Below are 16,895 nucleotides of genomic sequence, written 5' to 3' on the forward strand. Positions count from 1 at the left end.
GCCCGCAAGCCCGTCACTGATCCGCCGCCGCCGCGATGCGCGCCAGGATCGCCTCGCGCGCCTGCGACCGCTCGCGACCGGTGGCGGTGGGCCAGGCGGACAGGATCACCACCACCAGCCGCCGCTCCGGGTCGATGTGAATGGTCTGGCCGAAAATGCCGTAGGCCTCGAAACGTCCGTCGTCCCGCGTCCACCACTGGAAGCCGTAGCCCCTGCCCGGGTCGTCGATGTCGGCCTGTTTCCGCGTCGCCTCGGCGAACCATCCGGCGGGAACGATGGAGTCCCCGTCGATCACGCCGTCCTCCAGCACCAGCTGGCCGACCCGGCCCCAATCGCGCAGGGACGCCGTCAGGCAGCACCCGCCCGGCTCCTGCCCGGCCTCATCCACCATCCAGGCCGCGTCCCGTTCCATGCCGTAGGGCCGCCAGATGGTCTGGGACAGATAGTCCGCCAGAGTGCGCCCCGTGGCCCGGCTGATGAGCAGCCCCACCAGATTCGTCTCGCCGGTGCTGTAGTGCCAGCGTGTCCCCGGCTCAGCGGCCCGCGTCAGCCCGCGCATGTAGTGCAGGGTCGGGTCCATGCCGCCGGTCTCGCGCGGCTCGAAGAAGCGGGCCACGTCCGAGTCAGGATCGCCATAGTCCTCGTTCCAAGCCACGCCCGAGGTCATGGTCAGCAACTGGCGCACCGTGACTCCGTCATAGGCCCCGCCCGCCAGCTCCGGCAGGTAGCGGGTGATGGGCGTCTGAAGACTCTCGATATGATCGTCGGCGATAGCGGCGCCCACGAGGGTCGAGGTCAGGGACTTGGCCACCGAAAAGGACGTCCAGCGACCATCCGGCCCGAAGCCCAGTCCATACCGCTCCAGCCGCACCCGCCCATCCTGAAGCACCAGCAGGCCCGCGACCTTCTCGGTCTCCATGAAGGCGTCCACCTCCAGATCCAGCGGCGCGCCGGGCGGCAGGGCGCGAACCTCGCCGCCCGCCGCCACCGTGCGGTGCGGCGTGATCCGGTCCATGGCGCGGAAGCCGGCCTCGCGCTCGTCCTGGCTCCAGAACAACACCTCCGAAGTTCGCTCCAGCCGGGGCAGGCCCTGACCGATCAGGTCCGGCTCTGGCGCACAGGCCGAAAGCAGGATGGCGGCGGTCAGGCCGAGGATGTGATGACTGCGCATGTGAGAGCCCCCTGTTCGAGCATGATCTATAGGCTTGTGGACGCTGTGCCGGAAGTCACCGGCGTTGGCGCGGCGCCGGCCCCGGCCATGACGGGAACCGCGCCGGCGCAGCTGGCGACGATCAGCATGAAAAGGGCGGCGAGCGGCTTCATGCAGGCAAGAGGCGGCGGTGCGCCGCGCCGGATGCGCATGACGGGAATTTCACGACCGAATCAAGAAAATGGCTTTTTCCACAAGGGTGTGCTAAGAGAGTGACACTCACGCGGTCCTTATTGACCGCCCTCGCATCCCCGGCCCTTTTCGCCGCCTGCGCGCCCCCTGATCCTGAACGGGTTGGCCGCGCGACCGGCGTTTCTTCCCCAAGGACCGCGTCAGACTGGAAAGGACAAACGATGGTCGAAGAAGGCTTCGTTCAACTCTACGTGCGCGATTTCGCCGCCATGGCCGCCCGCGCCGACGGCGGTCAGGACGTGGAGGAGGCGCTGACGCGCCGTGTCCGCGAACTGAAGTCTCACGCCGAGCTGATGGACCGTCGCAAGACCCCCGGTCACCAGGCCGCCGTGGCCGAGCGCCTGATCTCCGAGTCCGAGCGCACCCACGTGCGCCACGGCCGCATCGGCCCGGACGATGTGGAGGCGCTGGAGCGCCGCCGCGACTTCCTGCTGCGCGTGGCTGAAATGCTGCGCGAGGACCAGGCCGAACTGGCCGCCTGACGACCCGCGCCACCAAATCATCACTGAGGCGTTCCCTGTCGTCATGACCGGGAACACACAGTGAAACTTCCTGACTGGAAGCGCGCCAGAGCCGACGCCGCCACGCGGGGTGGTCGGCTCTGGGCGTCCGGGCGCGCGCATTTCGATACCGGTCGCGGCTGGGTCGCCGCAAATGATCCCGTCTGGCGCGCATGGCGCCGGCCGGGACGGCCCGAAATCATCTCGGGCGCCGCGGCGGGCGTGCTGGTGCTGGCTATCGTCCTTTTTCTGGCTCTGTTCGAGTGGAACCAGCTTCGCGGGCCCATCGGCCGCTGGGCCTCGGCGAAATACGAACGCGACATCAGCATCGACGGCGATCTGGACGTCACCCTGTTCAGCTGGACGCCGTCGGTCCGGGTCGAGGATCTGCGCGTCGGCGGGCCGGACTGGGCGGATGAAGAGGACACCCTGCGGGTGGCGCGGTTCGAGGGTTCGGCGCGCCTGACCCGTCTGCTGGCGGGTGATCTGCAACTGACCCGGGCGGTGGTGATCGCGCCCGACATCGTTCTGATCGTCCATAAGGACGGACGCCGCAGTTGGGTCCTGGACGACACCGGCCCGGACGAACCCACCCGCCTGCCCCTGATCGAACGTCTGCTGATCCGCGACGGACGGGTCCGGGTGGATGAGCGTGGCCGCGGTCTGACCCTGGACGCCGAAATCGACGCCCGCGAGCTGGCCGAAGGCGTGGGCGACGAGGACGAGCGCTCCGGCTTCCGACTGGAGGGCGACGGCGCCCTGAACGGCCAGCCCCTGACCCTGCGCGTGCTGGGCCAGCCCTTCGTCCAGCTGCGCCGCGACCGGCCCTGGCGGTTCCGGGCCGAGCTGACCGGGGCCGGCAGCGAACTGAATGCGCGGGGCCAGATCACGCGCCCCTTCGACCTCAGCCACTTCACCGCCGACCTCAGCCTGTCCGGGCCGGATCTGGCGAACCTGTACCTGATCACCGGCGTGGTGGCGCCCAACACGCCGCCCTACAGCCTGGAGGGCGATCTGGCCCGGGACGACAGCTTGTGGACCTTCAGCGCGGTGACCGGCCAGGTGGGCGACAGCGACCTGTCCGGGGACATCAGCGTGGATCGGGTCGATAACCGGCTGCGGGTGGAGGCGGACCTGCGCAGTCGATCGCTGGATCTGGACGACCTGTTGGCCGTGCTGGGCGCTCCGCCGGACCCGACCGAAACCGCCTCGCCGGAACAGCGGGCCCGCGCCAGCGCCATGCGCGCCCAGGCCCGCCTGCTGCCCGATGCGCCCCTGCGCACCGAGCGGCTGCGCACCATGGACGGCCGGCTGGACTTCCGCGCCGACGAGGTGAAGCGCAACGCTTTGTCCGTCACCGCCGTCAGTCTGGGCGCCACGCTGGAGGACGGGATTCTCGGGCTGGACCCGGTCGCCTTCTCGTTCGCCCAGGGCGAGCTGAACGGCACGGCCCGCATCGACGCCACCGGAGAGGTTCCCCAGTCCAGCGTCGATTTCCGGCTGGCCGGCTACCCGCTGGAGGCCGTCATTCCCGCCCGCGACGGCCAGCCCACCGTGACGGGCCGGGCTCTGGGCCGGGTCCGGTTGCAGGGGGCGGGCGCCTCCATCGCCGACTTCGCCGCCCGCTCGCGCGGGACCATCACCGTGGTGGTGCCGCAGGGCCAGATGCGCGAAGCCTTCGCCGAGCTGCTGGGCATCAATGTGGGGCGCGGCCTGCGCCTGCTGCTGTCCGGCGACGAGCGCACCACGCCCATCCGCTGCGGCGTCGCCAGTTTCGACGTGCGCGACGGGGTGGGAACGGCCTCCACCTTCATCATCGACACAGACGTGGTGTTGGCTCAGGGGCAGGGGACGCTGAACCTGAGAACCGAGCAGTTGGATATCCGCATCGACGGCGAGAGCAAGAAGCCGCGCCTGCTGCGCGTCTGGTCGCCTGTCACCATCTCGGGCCCGATACGCTCGCCGTCGGTGGGCGTGGACGAGGCCGCCATCGCCGGGCAGGTGGGCCTGATCGCCGCCATCGGCGCGCTGGTGGCGCCGGTCGCGGGCGTGCTGGGCCTGATCGAGCCGGGGCTGGCCGAAGACGCCAACTGCGGCGCCCTGATCAGCCAGGCGCGGTAATCCCACTTGCTCGACAACCCCGTTTGACGGCCGCAACCTGCGACGGACGACGTGCGTATCTGATCTGGACCTCTGAGATAGAACCCCTGACGCGGAAACCCATGACACGACGCGGATTTTTCATGCCTGCCCTTGCCGGTTTGCTGGCCGGTTGTTCGCCGCTGGGCGCCCTGAACGCCCTGGGGCCGCGTGACGGCGGCGCCGGGCGGGTGGCGAAAGGCCTGACCTATGGGCCCGAGGACCGCCAGCGCTTTGATCTCTACGCCCCGACCGTTGGGGCGAACCTGCCGGTGGTGGTCTTCTTCTACGGCGGCGGCTGGGACTCGGGGGCGAAGGACCTGTATGGCTGGGCGGCGCAGGCGCTGGCGGCGCGCGGTTTTGTGGTGGCCCTGCCGGACTATCGCCTGTCCCCCGACGTGCATTTTCCCGCTTTCATCGAGGACGCGGCCATGGCGACGGCGGCGGCGGCGGATGTGGCGGCGGATCATGGGGGCGACCCGGCCCGGCTGGCGGTCAGCGGGCATTCCGCCGGCGCCCATCTGGCCATGATGATCACCCTGGACCGGCGCTACATGGCGAGCGTGGACCGGCCGGACCTGATCAAGGCGGCGGCGGGTCTGGCGGGCCCGTATGATTTCCTGCCCTTTGACGTTGCCGCCAGTCGTAACGCCTTCGGTCGGGCGCCGGACCCCACCTTGACCCAGCCGGTCACCTTCGCTCGGGCCGACGCCCCGCCCGTCTGGCTGGCCCACGGCACGGAGGACGAAACGGTCCACGCCGAGGATTCCGAAATCCTGCACGCGCGCCTGACCGAGCTGGGGGCGCCCTCCACCCTGCGGCTGTATGAGGGGCTGAACCACGCCGATCTGGTCGCGACCTTCTCACCCCTGTTCCGACGCAAGGCCCCCGTTCTGGGCGACATGGCCAGCTTCCTGACGGAGACGCTGGCCTGATCGTCAGCTTGCGTCAGCGGCGTTTTCCGGTGGAAATGTCCACTATGGCAGCGGGAGGCAGGGCGATGCGGGCATGGATCATGGGACTGGCGGCCGCAGCCGCGCTGGCCATGTGGGCGGCCGGCGCGGCTGCGCAGCCGGCCGCAACGTCGTCTGATCTGGAGAGCGCTTTCGAGGCGGCGCGACAGGTCAGCCCCGTGCCCCTGTCGCTGGATCGCGATCTGGCGGAGTGGACCGAGTACGGGGATCATAGCGCCGAGGGTCGGGCCCGGCGCCTCGAGGATCTGACCATCCGCGCCGCCCGCGACCGCGCCGCGTGGGACCTGCGGACCACCCCGGCCGATCTGGCCCGGGCCTGCGTGCCCATCGTTCTGCGCGATTGTCAAAGCGTCGCCGGGGGCCATGTCACGCGACAGGACGGCCCCACGCTTTATTGGCAGGTCCAGCGGGGGTTCACCGAGTGGGACGGCGTGGGCGGCGGCTTTGTGCTGCTTCAGCTGGAGGCGGACGGCGTCACCCTTCGTCCCGCGGCCTGGGACTTCGAGGGCTTTGTGTACCAACAGCCGGAATGGGCCGAGGGCGCAGGCGGCCCGGACGGGGACCTGTTCGTGGCCGTGGCGGGGACGCAGGACGGCACCGGCGCCCAGAACGCCGATGTCATGTTCCGCATCGTCGAGGGCGGCGAGCGTCCCCTTGTCCAGATCGATAATTTGAGCTGGCGCGACACGCTTGATGATCGGCTGCCCCAAGGGTTGGAAGTGTGGAAGGGGGTTCGGTTTTTCTACGGCGCCCTGATGGCTGAAACCTCTCTGTGGCGAACCAACGACGCCAATTGCTGCCCCACGGGCGGTGAGGCCTTTCTGGATTTCGAGATCCGCGATGATCGCCTGGCCCTGACCGGTGTGCAGGTGAAAGACGCCCTTGCGACCCTCGCCCAGCAGGTTCCCGCCGATGTCTTCGCCTGGGTTCAGCGGCGCATGGCCTGCGACCACTGGGGCGGGGAGGAGCCCTATGACGCCGAGCGCGCCGCCCAGATCGATGCGGCCCTGTCCGAGGCCCGGTGCGAGACCCTCGGCGCCGACGAACAGGCCCTGCGCCGCACGCACGCCGATGACGAGGCGGTGCTGGACATTCTGGCCCGCGCCGGGGCGATGTAGCGCGCCGCGTCTCGCCATCGTCACGCTTGCCCGCTAGACTGGGTCATGACCGAGACCATGACCATCGAGGCGGTGCTGGACCGTCTGCAAGACCTTTATTCCAGTTCCGTGGGCGCCCTGCGTGAGGCGGTGAAGCAGTTTCTGGACACCGGCGCCCTGCCCGATCCGAATGCCCGGGCGAAGGGCCTGTTCGCCTATCCCGAACTGAAGGTTCGCTGGCGCGGCGAGCGGCCCGGCGATCTGGACCCCCGCGCCTTCGCCCGGCTGTCGCGGCCCGGCGACTACGCCGCCACCATCACCCGGCCCGACCTGTTCCGGTCCTATATCCGCGAGCAGCTGGAGCTGCTTGAGGCCGACTATGGCGCCACCTTCGAGGTGACGCCGTCGCGTCAGGAAATCCCTTTCCCTTATGTGATGGACGGCTCGGGCGTGACGCTGGACCGCAGCATGACCTCGGCCATCGCGCGGTATTTCCCCACCACCGAACTGGCCCACATCGGGGACGAGATCGCAGACGGCCTGTTCGATCCGGCCGCGGGGGATTTTCCTCTGTCCCACTTCGACGGGCTGAGGACTGATTTTTCGCTGGCCCGGCTGAAGCATTACACCGGCACGCCGGTGGATGATGTGCAGTCCTTCATCCTGTTCACCAACTACCATCGCTACGTGGACGAGTTCGTGCGCTGGGCCTGCGCCCAGCTGGCGGACCCGTCGAGCCCGTACGAAACCCTGTCCTGCGCCGGGGGCGTGGTGGTGACCCGGGATGATCCGGACGCGGACGCGGCCCTGTCCGACGGCGCGTGGCGACGGCACCAGATGCCGGCCTGGCATCTAACCGCGCCCGGCTGGCGCGGCGTGACCCTGGTCAACATCGGGGTCGGCCCGTCCAACGCCAAGACTATCACCGACCATCTGGCCGTGACCCGGCCCCACGCCTGGCTGATGATCGGCCACTGCGGCGGGCTGCGCGCCAGCCAGTCCATCGGCGACTATGTGCTGGCCCACGCTTACTTGCGCGACGACCACGTGCTGGACGCGGTGCTGCCGCCGGACATTCCCATCCCGTCCATCGCCGAGGTCCAGCGGGCTCTCTACGACGCCACCAAGGCCGTCAGCGGCATGCCGGGCGAGGAGGTCAAGCGGCGGCTGCGCACCGGAACGGTGGTCACCACCGACGACCGCAATTGGGAGCTGCGCTATTCCCGCTCCGCCCTGCGCTTCAACCAGAGCCGGGCGGTGGCCATCGATATGGAAAGCGCCACTATCGCCGCCCAGGGCTACCGCTTCCGCGTGCCCTACGGCACCCTGCTGTGCGTGTCCGACAAGCCCCTGCACGGCGAGATCAAGCTGCCGGGTCAGGCCAACCGCTTCTATGAGGGCTCCATCTCCGAGCACCTGCAGATCGGCATCGAGGCGGTGTCCCTGCTGCGTCAGGAAGGCGTCGGCCTGCACTCGCGCAAGCTGCGCGCGTTTGACGAACCGCCTTTCCGCTAGGGTTCCAGAACCACGGGATGTTGCGGGTCGCGGGCCGTGGTCAGCGTCATCGCCGGCGCCCACGCAAGGGTCTCGATGAGCCAGAGGGCCTGGCCGCAATGATCGGCGGCGTCCTCCAGATCCCGTCCGTTCGCGGCCAGGATTCGGTCGCCCAGCCGCAACCCGGCCCGGGCCGCGACGGAGTTGTCCATGAGACGACTGACCACGGCAGCGCCGTCGATCCATTCGACCCCAAGGCCCAGGTCGGCGGGCCGCAGGTCGGGGTGGTCGCGCGGTATGAGTTCCAGGGTTCCGGAGGGCTGGTTCAGGGTTATCCGGTGCGTTCTCAGAATGTCGACGCCGATCAGGGTGGGCGCGACGGGGCGCGATCCGGCCACGACCGGGCCGATGTCGAACGGGCCGATGTGGAATTCGTCGATGCGGGCGCGACGGACGCGAACCTGTCCACCCCGTCCGCCGGCGGATTCACCCGCGAAGGCCTGTTCCGTCTCGACCGCATCTGCAGCCGCCCCTGAGGCCCACCCGTCCATGGCGCCGTCAAACAGGGTGACCGCGCCTGTTCCTCCGGTGTCGATCAGGGCGCGATCGATCAGATCGCCCGCGCGGTAAACCACAATGGGTGCGAAGGGATAGCCGTAGGACTCCAGAGCGGCGGCGTCGCTGGATGGCGCTTCTGTGGCGAGGCTGAGCGTTTCCGCCTCCATATCCAGCGTCCAGGCGCCGGCCGGCAGGATGTCCGAGCCGATGACGCCGCCGTCCATGACACAGGCGCCGATCTCCAGCGCGGAGAAATCGAAAATCAGCACCGGGAGGTCGCGGATCACCAGACCGCCGATCTCGAGGCGGTCCAGTCGGGCGATCTCCATGGTGACGGGTCGTCCGTTGGCGTCCTGTCCGACATTGCGCCCCTGAACGGTCAGGCCCAGTTCCCGCGCCAGATCAGCAGACAGGATCGTCGGAGAGCCTGTGTCGAGAATGAAAGACCGGGCCACGCCGTTCGCCTCGGCGTCCAGCGCCAGTTTTCCCGCTCGCCACTGCAGGGGAACGGTCACGTCCGAGGACCGCTCGAACACCGGCGGCTGAGACAGGATCGTTTGGGCGTCGGCTTCCTGGGCCATTGCGGTCGTGGTCGAGAACGCCGCCGCGAGGCTTATGACGGCAGCCAGCAGCGGGCGCCTCATGACGGGTCGCGCCGCTCGCCCGGGTCGACCCTCGGGTCGCGGATCTCAGCCCCCCAGTCCAGTGTGGAGCAGCCGGCGGCGGCGAGGCACGCGAGGATGGCGAGCAGCGGGATCAGATAGCGAGCGGACATGGATTGAACTCTCGGGTCAGATGTCTGATACCTATTCTTTCACAGTACAAAATTATTGCAATTCGATAATTTCATGAGCCTCCGTCCCGATACGACCGCGCCGCCTCGCCTGCGATTGGCGGGACGGTTGCTTGAAGCCTTCGCGCTGGGCGTCGCCCTGGCGCTTCCCGCTTTTGCGGTCGGCTACTGGATCGCCGTCCCGGCCGAGACCTTGACGGCCGCAGCCGGTTCGCCGCCCACGGCCGGCGACGTCTGGCCGCCGTGGGCCCGCGCAACCGGCCTTGTGATAACCGCCGTGCCCATGGCCGCCCTGATCTGGGCCATTCTCGGCGCGCGGCGGTGTTTCCGCGAGATGGCGTCAGGCCGTCTGGTGTCGCCGGCCATGACGCGGGGCCTGAAATCGATGGCCGCCGGAATGGCGCTTTCGGCCCTGCTTCGTCCCCTGGCGGGGGTTGCGGCCAGCGCGCTGGCGTCGTGGGCCCAGCCGCCGGGGGCGCGCTCGGTCAGTCTGAACGTCTCGTCTGACCTTCTGGTGCTGCTGGTGTTCGCCGCCGCGGTCTGGGTCGTGGCTCACGCCATTGACCGGGCCGCAGCGGTGGCGGACGACCATGCCCGGTTTGTCTGAGGCTGCATGGCCGTTCGCGTGACTCTGGCGGTGGTGATGGCGAAACGGGGGGTTCGCTCCAGAGACCTCGCCCAGGCGCTCGGCATCACCGAGGCCAATATGTCATTGCTGAAGACCGGCAAGGTGCGCGGCGTGCGGCTCGACACCCTGGACGCCCTGTGCCGGCTTCTGGACTGTCAGCCGGCCGACATTCTGGCCTACGCGCCGGATGACGCCGCCACCGGTCAGGCCGCTAATAAATAGAGTCCGAATCCGAAGACGCGGAAGCCTTCGGATTCGAACATGGCCTTCTGCATGTCGGCGCGGGCGAGCAGACGCGGGGCCTGGGGGGCGTCGGGGTTCTCGGCGACCCAGGCGCGGACGGAGGCGTCCATGGTGTCGATGTAGATGCGCCATTCCTCCTCGGTGCTGTGGCGCACATGGATGACGCGCCAGCCGGCCTGTTCCGCCGCCGCCTGCCAGCCCGCGTCGGTCTGGTAGGAGTTGGTCATCTCGATGATCTGGCGCAGGGGTGCGCTGGGCTCGGCCTTCCAGAAGGGCTCGCCCCACAGCAGGAAACCGCCGGGGGCCACGGCGTCCCTCAGCCGCGCGAACACGGCGACCGGATCGCGAAGGCCGGGGGCGGCCGCATCGGTGGCGCCCAGCACCGTGATCAGGTCCGGCAGGGGCGGGCGGCCCAGAACCTCGCTGGAATCCCGGATCACGAGTTCGACGGTTTCGCCCTGACCGGCGGCGGCGATGCGCCGGGCGGCCAGTTCGGCCATGAGGGGGTCCCGCTCCACCGCACGCACCTTGAGGCCCAGATCCCGCGCCAGCCCAATGGCGAGGCTGGCGTTTCCGGCGCCCAGATCCAGCGCCGCCGCGCCGGGCTTCAGGCCGCTCGCCGTGACCGCGCCGCGCACCGCGTCCCAGGACACCGGGTTGCAGATATCCAGCGTCTTATAAGCGATATGCTGAAAGTTCAGGGCCATGGGGACGGCTTGCACCGGCGGGCCGGGCAGGGCCACGAAAAAGCACTTTACATATTAAAGTATGATGCTAGGGTCTCTTCATCCAAGGGAGAGCCCCATGACCAACGATCAGATGAAATCCGTCCACGACGACATCGCCTATATGCGCAGCCTGGCGCAGGAGGGGCGCAACACGCCGCTGCTGTGCGGCTCGGTGCTGGTGGCCGCCGCCGTGATCTTCGGCGCGGCGACACTGGGCCAGTGGGCCATGGCGGCCGGAGTTCTGCAGCTATCGCCCTGGGCGCCCGTCTGGCTGTGGGTCGGGGCGGGCGTGCTGTTCACGGCGACCCTGATGGTTCTGATCCGCCGCATGGACATCAAGCCGGGCGCGCAATCACCGGTGAACCGGGCGGTGGGCGCGGCCTGGTCGGCGGTGGGCTTCGGCATCTTCGCCATGTGGGTGACCTTCATGGCCATCGGCCTGACCACGGGCGACTGGGCGATCATGCGGGCCATGCCCAGCGTGGTGTTCGCGGCCTATGGGGCGGCGTGGATGGTGGCCGGGACCATGGTCGGGGTCGGCTGGATGAAGGGTGTGGCCCTGATCGCCTACGCCGGTGCGGTGCTGCTGGGCGTGTTTTCAGAGAGCGCCTGGATCTATCTGGTGTTCGCGGGCCTGATGGTCTTCGTCGCCCTGCTCCCCGGCCTGGCCCTGATGCGCCAGGAACCCGCGGACGTGGTGTGATCCATGGCGGATGATTTCCAGATCGCCGACATCGACGAGGTCATTCACGGGCGGGTTCGTCTGGGGGTCATGGCCTATCTGTCCGGCGCCGATACGGCGGACTTCAACGAGCTGAAGGCGCGGCTGCAGGTCACCGACGGCAATCTTTCGGTGCATCTCAGGAAACTGGAGGACGCGGGGTTCGTGGAGGTGCTCAAGAGTTTTCAGGGCCGCCGTCCCCTGACCCGGGCGCGCTTGACCGACGCCGGGCGAAAGGCCTTTGTGGACTATCTGGACGCCATGGCCCGTCTGGTGGAGCAGCGCTAGGGCGCCTATAGACTGGCGGGCATGACCTCCTCCCGCCTGCACCGCTTCGACGCCGTCGAGAATTTCCGCGACTACGGCGACTACGCCACCGCCGCCGGACGCCGCATTCGCGGCGGCGTCCTGTTCCGCGCGGGGCATCAGGCGCGGGCCAGCGAGGCGGACGTTGCGCGGCTGGGGGCCCTGAATCTGGCCACAGTGGTGGACCTGCGCCGGGTGTCGGAGCGGCGGGCCCAGCCGTCCAAGCGGCCCGAGGACTTTTCCGGGCAGGTGATCGAGTGGGATCAGGCCGACGACGGCGAGGCGCCCCACATCACCTTCCTCAAAACCTCGCCCCTGACCGAGGAAGGCGGCCGCGCCTTCATGATGCAGACCTATCGCCGCCTGCCGTTCGAGGACGCCCACGTGGACCTGTTCCGCCGCTATTTCCACGCCTTGGGGGACAGCGACGGGCCGGTGCTGATCCACTGTGCGGCGGGCAAGGATCGCACCGGCCTGCTGGCCGCCCTGACCCATTATCTGCTCGGCGTCGGCCATGACGAGATGATGGAGGACTATCTGCTGACCAACCACGCGGTGGATCTGGACGGCCGCGCCCCGGCGGTGGCGAAGCAGCTGGAGACCTGGACGGGGCGCCCCGCGTCCCATGCGGCGGTGGTGGCCTTCCTGGGGGTCGAGGCCGCCTATCTGGACGCGGCCATCGCGGCCATGGTCGAGGCGCATGGCTCCATCGACGGCTATCTGGAGCGGGCGCTGGGCGTGGACGCGGCCTTGCGCGACCGCATCGGCGAGCGGCTGTCGGCCTGACAATGCCCGGTCCGGTCCTGACGCTGATTGAGCGGGACTGGGTTCCGCCTTTGCATGCGGCGGCGGGGCTGGAGGCGCGGGAAGGTCGCCTTGTGCTTCTGTCCGACGGCGCGCCTGACGCCCGCTGGTCCTATGCGGCCGCCGAACCCGCCGCCATTGAGCGAATCCCGCGAGGCCAAGGCGATCCGTTCGAGCGGATCGCGGCGCTGCTCGGCGAGCGCGCCGAGCCCGCGCCGGGCGCGCCGCCCTTCACCGGCGGCGTGGTGGGGCTGGCGGCCTATGATCTGGCCGCGCCGGAAGCGGTGCTCGGCGGCGATGATCAGGACTGGCCGGGTCTGACCCTGGCTCGTTACGAGGCCGTTCTGGCCTTCGACCATCGGGAGCGGCGGGTGATCGCCGTCGGCAGAGGCGCGGATGACCGGGCGGCCCGGGCGGCGGCGGAGCAGGCCTCGGCATGGCTGGCCTCGGCCCGGGCGCCGCGGGGCTTGTCCGGTCCGCTGGCCGAAGATTTTGCGCCAGAGCGCCCGGCACAGGCCTATGTCGATGCGGTGTCGGACGTGGTCGGCCGCATCGCCGCCGGCGAAATCTTTCAGGCCAACATCGCGCGGGCGTGGTCGGGAGTTCTGGTCGAGGAAGCAGACCCCTTCGACCTGTTCGCGCGCATGGCCGGCGCCAGTCCGGCGCCCTACGCGGCTTTCTGGGATCTGGGCGACCATGTGCTGGCGTCCAACTCGCCCGAGTCCTTCCTCAGCTTGCGAGACGGCTGGATCACGGCCCGGCCCATCAAGGGCACCCGGCGCCGGGGGGCGAACCCGCGACAGGATGCGGCGATGAAAGCCGAACTGCTCGCCAGCGCCAAGGATCGGGCCGAAAATCTGATGATCGTGGACCTGATGCGCAATGACCTGTCGCGTGTCTGCGTCCCCGGCAGCGTCACGGCGCCGGCGCTGTTCGAGCTGCAGACCTTCGCCAATGTCCACCATCTGGTCTCGACGGTTCAGGGGCGTCCCGCCCCCGGGGTCGGATCCGCCGAGATCATGGCGGCGACGTTCCCGCCCGGCTCCATCACGGGCGCGCCCAAGCATCAGGCCATGCAGGTCATCGCCCGCCACGAGGCGGCGCGCGGACCGTGGTGCGGCAGCCTGTTCACGGCGGGGTTCGACGGATCGCTGGAAGCCTCGGTCCTGATCCGCACGGTGGCCCTGCACAGGACCGGGGGGCGGTGGTGTTTCCGCACCCTGGCGGGCGCAGGCATCGTCGCGGACAGCGATCCAGAGGCCGAACTGGCCGAGACCGACGCCAAGATCACCGCCATCCGCGCCGCCATCATGGACCAGGCGGCGCGTTCGGCCCTATGATGGTCGCGGGGGCCTGATCGGGAGTTCGGATATGCGTATCGTCACACTGTTCATTGCGCTGGCTGCGGCGTCCTTCGCCGGATGCGCGCCCATGCCCTCCGCCGCACCGGGAGCCGATGGCGAGGCCGAGGCCCGCCGCTGCTTCCTGGTGAGTCAGGTGCGCAATTTCAGCGCCGCCGACGCCGGTACGATTGTGGTGCACGCCTCGCGTCGTTCGGCCTTCGAACTGGCCGCCGTCGGCTATTGCCGAGACATAGACTGGGCCAATCAGGTGGCTATCCAGCCCCTGGTGGGCGCGTCAAACCTGTGCGTCGATGATCTCGCCGACCTGGTGGTTCGCCCCCTCGGCGGCGACATCGAGCGCTGCCGCGTCCGCGTGACCCGTTCCCTGACGGAGGCGGAAATCGAGGCGCTTTGATCTGAGGGGAGAATGGTGGACGCGACAGGGATTGAACCTGTGACCCCCTCGATGTCAACGAGGTGCTCTCCCGCTGAGCTACGCGTCCGCCGTGACGGCCCCGGAAATGCGCCCGGGGCGGGAAGGCGTGGTCTATAGCCCGGTCGCCTTCGCCCCTGCAAGGGGGTTATCGCACGGTCGCCGGCCGAGGGGTCACACCCTCAAGCCGCGACCGACCGCGTTGCGAGCATAGGGCCGGAATTACGCCCTCAAGCAGCGAGCCGCCGCGCGGCGAGCGATAGGGCGAGCATCAAGCCGCGACCATGCGCTCCACCTCGGCCACCAGATCACGCAGGTGGACAGGCTTGGACAGCACCTTGGCCTGGGGCGCGGACTGGGCGGCGGTCAGGGCGACGGCGGCGAAGCCGGTGATGAACATGATGCGCAGGCCCGGCTGGCGGGCCGCGGCGATACGGGCCACCTCGATGCCGTCGGCGCCGGGCATGACGATGTCGGTCAGCAACAGGTCCCAGGGCCCGTCCTCCAGCGCGTCCACGGCATCGTCGCCATTCTCGCACGCCGTGACCTCGTGACCGGCCCGCTCAAGGGCGCGCGTCAGGAATCCGCGCAGGGATCCGTCGTCTTCCGCCAGAAGAATTCTCGCCATCGTGCGCTCTTGGGCCGCCCCGTTTCGTTACCGTCACACTAGGGCGGGACGGTAAACCGCCGATGAAGGCGAACGGATCATCCACAGGCGGGCGAATTGCGTTATGGCTCGGCTATGGCGACCTCCGTGTTCACGCTCGTTCCTCCTGACGCACTGGACGCTGCCCGGACCGTGGTGTCGCCCCTGGTGTTCGCCTCGCCCCATTCGGGGGATGTCTATCCCGCCGATCTGGGCGCGCGCGAAGACTTGCCGGAGCTGTCCCTGCGCAGCGCCGAGGACGCCCTGGTCGACCGGCTGGCGGCGCCGCAGCCTGATCTGGGGATACCGCTGATCGCCGCGCGTCTGGGGCGGGCCTATGTGGATCTGAACCGGGATCCCGAGGAGCTGGATCCGGCGGTGGTCGAGGGCGCGGACGCGGCGACCGCCCGTGTCGCGGCCGGGTTTGGCGTCATTCCGCGCCTGACGGGCGACGGACAGGTGATCCGGGATCACGCCCTCACCCGTGAGAACGCCCTGGCCCGACTGGCGGCGGCGCACCGACCCTATCACGAGACGCTGGAGCGGCTGATCCACCGCGCGCGGGATCGGTTCGGGTTCGCCGTTCTGGTGGACTGGCATTCCATGCCCTCGCGGGCCGTGGGCCGGTCGGCCGGCGTGCGCAGTCCCGACGTGGTGCTCGGCGACCGGCACGGCTCATCCTGTTCGGCCGAGGTGACGCGGTTGTTGCGGGCGCAGTTCGAGCGGGCCGGCTGGCGCGTAGCCCTGAACCGTCCCTATGCCGGCGGCTGGTCCACCCAGCGGTGGGGTCGGCCCGGTGAAGGCCTTCACGCCGTTCAGGTGGAATTGAACCGCGCCTTGTATCTGAACGAGGAGGCTCTCACGCCCGGCCCGAACTTCGCCATGACGCAGAAGGTCATTCGGCGGGTGACGGCGGCCCTGGCGGCCCGGGACTGGTCGGGGCTGGAGCCCCACGCCCAGGCGGCGGAATAGGATTCCAGACAAAAAAAACCGCGCCCGGGGGCGCGGTTTGGAAAGTCTATAGGGAGGAAACGCCCAGGAAGGGCAAGACGCTCGAAAGCGTCGAAAATCAAGCTACGTTGCGGCGCACAATCCGTCAAGCGGCTATTTCGCACTTGCGATCACAGACCGTAACAGGGGCGGCCTTCGGCGCATGGGGATCAATGATCACTTATTTCGCGAATGCGAAATCATTGGCTTTCGTCCAGCATTTCCCGGGCGCGGCTGATGGCGCGGGCGGCAGGGGACCCTTTCTGACGCCACAGAAGCAGCGAGAAGGCGGCGGCGGCGCCCAGCGCCAGCCACAGAGGGCCGAATAGCCAAGCGGTGGCGGCCAGGGCGAAATAATAGGCTCTCACCCCGCTGTTGAAGGCCACCATGGCGGGATTCAGCACCGCCCCGGTCGCTGCGGCGTAGGCGGCGCGATCAAGAGACGATGTCTCGCTTTCCGGCGTCGCCCCGATCAGGGCCAGGGTGTAGTTCATCTGGCGGATCGCCCAGATGAAATCCAGCAGACCCCGCGCCAGACACAGGGTGACAAGGCCCAGCTTCGCCTCCAGCAGTTCCAGAGAGGCGGTCTGGGCGCCGCCGATGTCCGCGCCCACCGACGCCACGCCGCGCAGCGCCGCCTCGCCGCCGAACAGCACCCCCGCCACCGCCGCGATCAGCAGCAGATTGGCCGAGGCGAAGAAAGAAGCGGAGTTGATGGAGTGGCCCATCAGCTGGCTGTCCACCAGCCGCAGCTCGCGCACCGCCATCTGGTTCATCCACGCCTGACGCACCGCAAGCATGTCGTCGTTGAGGAAATGCCCCTTCCCGGCCAGCACGGGCAACAGCAGGCCATAGCCCAGCCAGCTGACGAAGAAGAGCGCGAGCGCGCCCCAGTCCCAGGGTGTCATGGCCGATCCTCTATCACACGGCGAGCCCTATGCTGCGATGCAATGCCCATAATGTGCAAGAGCATGATCGTTTCGGGCGGAACCGCGGCGCGGTTCCGACTGAAGCGTGAATCATGCTCTCGCTAGTGTCCTGGAGCCTGATTCACGGCGTCGTCGGAATCGCGCAGCGATTCCATCTCAACCGATCA

Annotated in this window: 20 protein-coding genes and 1 tRNA gene; 14 read left to right on the plus strand and 7 right to left on the minus strand. The window is 68.9% G+C overall.

Translation table 11 applies throughout. From position 1 onward, the window contains the following. Positions 1–13 precede the first annotated feature (13 nt). A complete protein-coding gene (locus ACI8U3_RS07280; RefSeq protein ID WP_415014202.1) occupies positions 14–1,171 on the minus strand; it encodes a serine hydrolase domain-containing protein in 1,158 nt (385 codons plus the stop codon). A gap of 21 nt (positions 1,172–1,192) precedes the next feature. Here ACI8U3_RS07280 and ACI8U3_RS07285 point away from each other — a divergent pair, with 21 nt between their 5' ends. From ACI8U3_RS07285 to ACI8U3_RS07310, 6 genes are all read left to right on the plus strand, one after another. Beyond that, positions 1,193–1,426: a hypothetical protein gene (locus tag ACI8U3_RS07285; RefSeq protein ID WP_415014203.1), complete on the plus strand. Its 234-nt coding sequence runs from the start codon at positions 1,193–1,195 to the stop codon at positions 1,424–1,426. 137 nt (positions 1,427–1,563) lie between these two features. Then, complete coding sequence (locus tag ACI8U3_RS07290; protein ID WP_021696683.1) at positions 1,564–1,884, plus strand: hypothetical protein; 321 nt, start codon at positions 1,564–1,566, stop codon at positions 1,882–1,884. Between the two features lie 60 nt (positions 1,885–1,944). After that, the gene (locus ACI8U3_RS07295) at positions 1,945–4,023 is read left to right on the plus strand and encodes an AsmA family protein (protein WP_415014204.1); all 2,079 of its coding nucleotides are present in this window, start codon (positions 1,945–1,947) and stop codon (positions 4,021–4,023) included. Between the two features lie 122 nt (positions 4,024–4,145). Then, positions 4,146–4,976: an alpha/beta hydrolase gene (locus ACI8U3_RS07300; protein WP_415014205.1), complete on the plus strand. Its 831-nt coding sequence runs from the start codon at positions 4,146–4,148 to the stop codon at positions 4,974–4,976. 65 nt (positions 4,977–5,041) lie between these two features. Next, positions 5,042–6,133: a hypothetical protein gene (locus tag ACI8U3_RS07305; RefSeq protein ID WP_415014206.1), complete on the plus strand. Its 1,092-nt coding sequence runs from the start codon at positions 5,042–5,044 to the stop codon at positions 6,131–6,133. Positions 6,134–6,178: 45 nt separating this feature from the next. Then, on the plus strand, positions 6,179–7,627 hold the full coding sequence (locus tag ACI8U3_RS07310) for an AMP nucleosidase (protein WP_415014207.1): 1,449 nt from the start codon (positions 6,179–6,181) through the stop codon (positions 7,625–7,627). Here ACI8U3_RS07310 and ACI8U3_RS07315 read toward each other — a convergent pair. Both ACI8U3_RS07315 and ACI8U3_RS07320 read right to left on the minus strand, forming a co-directional pair. Further along, entirely contained in the window at positions 7,624–8,808 is a 1,185-nt protein-coding gene (locus tag ACI8U3_RS07315; protein WP_415014208.1) for an aspartyl protease family protein, read from the minus strand. The genes ACI8U3_RS07310 and ACI8U3_RS07315 overlap by 4 nt on opposite strands. Further along, a complete protein-coding gene (locus ACI8U3_RS07320; RefSeq protein ID WP_415014209.1) occupies positions 8,805–8,939 on the minus strand; it encodes a hypothetical protein in 135 nt (44 codons plus the stop codon). The genes ACI8U3_RS07315 and ACI8U3_RS07320 overlap by 4 nt, the downstream gene beginning before the upstream one ends. A 73-nt stretch (positions 8,940–9,012) precedes the next feature. On the opposite strand from ACI8U3_RS07320, the gene ACI8U3_RS07325 reads away from it, so the two are divergent. Next, positions 9,013–9,564 carry a hypothetical protein gene (locus ACI8U3_RS07325; RefSeq protein ID WP_415014210.1) on the plus strand — a complete coding sequence of 184 codons (552 nt, stop codon included), beginning with the start codon at positions 9,013–9,015 and terminating at the stop codon, positions 9,562–9,564. Positions 9,565–9,570: 6 nt separating this feature from the next. Further along, positions 9,571–9,807, plus strand: a complete 237-nt coding sequence (locus ACI8U3_RS07330; RefSeq protein WP_415014211.1) for a helix-turn-helix domain-containing protein — start codon at positions 9,571–9,573, stop codon at positions 9,805–9,807. On the opposite strand, the gene ACI8U3_RS07335 is transcribed toward ACI8U3_RS07330, so the two are convergent. After that, entirely contained in the window at positions 9,789–10,571 is a 783-nt protein-coding gene (locus tag ACI8U3_RS07335) for an SAM-dependent methyltransferase (protein ID WP_415014212.1), read from the minus strand. The genes ACI8U3_RS07330 and ACI8U3_RS07335 overlap by 19 nt on opposite strands. 61 nt (positions 10,572–10,632) lie before the next feature. Between ACI8U3_RS07335 and ACI8U3_RS07340 the strand changes: the two genes are divergently transcribed. Genes ACI8U3_RS07340 through ACI8U3_RS07360 form a run of 5 tightly spaced genes read left to right on the plus strand, consistent with a single transcriptional unit; the run spans position 10,633 to position 14,145 of the window. Then, a complete protein-coding gene (locus ACI8U3_RS07340) occupies positions 10,633–11,259 on the plus strand; it encodes a hypothetical protein (protein ID WP_415014213.1) in 627 nt (208 codons plus the stop codon). A 3-nt stretch (positions 11,260–11,262) separates the two neighbouring features. Beyond that, positions 11,263–11,565, plus strand: a complete 303-nt coding sequence (locus ACI8U3_RS07345; RefSeq protein WP_415014214.1) for a winged helix-turn-helix domain-containing protein — start codon at positions 11,263–11,265, stop codon at positions 11,563–11,565. Between the two features lie 21 nt (positions 11,566–11,586). Next, a complete protein-coding gene (locus ACI8U3_RS07350; protein WP_415014215.1) occupies positions 11,587–12,369 on the plus strand; it encodes a tyrosine-protein phosphatase in 783 nt (260 codons plus the stop codon). 2 nt (positions 12,370–12,371) lie between these two features. Beyond that, positions 12,372–13,727, plus strand: a complete 1,356-nt coding sequence (locus ACI8U3_RS07355) for an anthranilate synthase component I family protein (RefSeq protein ID WP_415014216.1) — start codon at positions 12,372–12,374, stop codon at positions 13,725–13,727. Between the two features lie 31 nt (positions 13,728–13,758). Beyond that, positions 13,759–14,145 carry a DUF6491 family protein gene (locus ACI8U3_RS07360; RefSeq protein WP_415014217.1) on the plus strand — a complete coding sequence of 129 codons (387 nt, stop codon included), beginning with the start codon at positions 13,759–13,761 and terminating at the stop codon, positions 14,143–14,145. 13 nt (positions 14,146–14,158) lie between these two features. Here the strand turns inward: ACI8U3_RS07360 and ACI8U3_RS07365 are convergent. Next, positions 14,159–14,233, minus strand: a tRNA-Val gene (locus ACI8U3_RS07365). Positions 14,234–14,434: 201 nt separating this feature from the next. Further along, entirely contained in the window at positions 14,435–14,791 is a 357-nt protein-coding gene (cpdR, locus tag ACI8U3_RS07370) for a cell cycle two-component system response regulator CpdR (RefSeq protein WP_415014218.1), read from the minus strand. Positions 14,792–14,917: 126 nt separating this feature from the next. Here cpdR and ACI8U3_RS07375 point away from each other — a divergent pair, with 126 nt between their 5' ends. Beyond that, positions 14,918–15,781 carry an N-formylglutamate amidohydrolase gene (locus tag ACI8U3_RS07375; protein ID WP_415014219.1) on the plus strand — a complete coding sequence of 288 codons (864 nt, stop codon included), beginning with the start codon at positions 14,918–14,920 and terminating at the stop codon, positions 15,779–15,781. 218 nt (positions 15,782–15,999) lie between these two features. On the opposite strand, the gene ACI8U3_RS07380 is transcribed toward ACI8U3_RS07375, so the two are convergent. Then, positions 16,000–16,707, minus strand: coding sequence for a DUF599 domain-containing protein (locus tag ACI8U3_RS07380; RefSeq protein ID WP_415014220.1), 708 nt, complete (start codon positions 16,705–16,707; stop codon positions 16,000–16,002). Positions 16,708–16,895 lie beyond the last annotated feature (188 nt).

This window comes from Brevundimonas sp. (assembly GCF_047617075.1).
In the GTDB taxonomy this organism is placed as follows: Bacteria; Pseudomonadota; Alphaproteobacteria; order Caulobacterales; family Caulobacteraceae; genus Brevundimonas.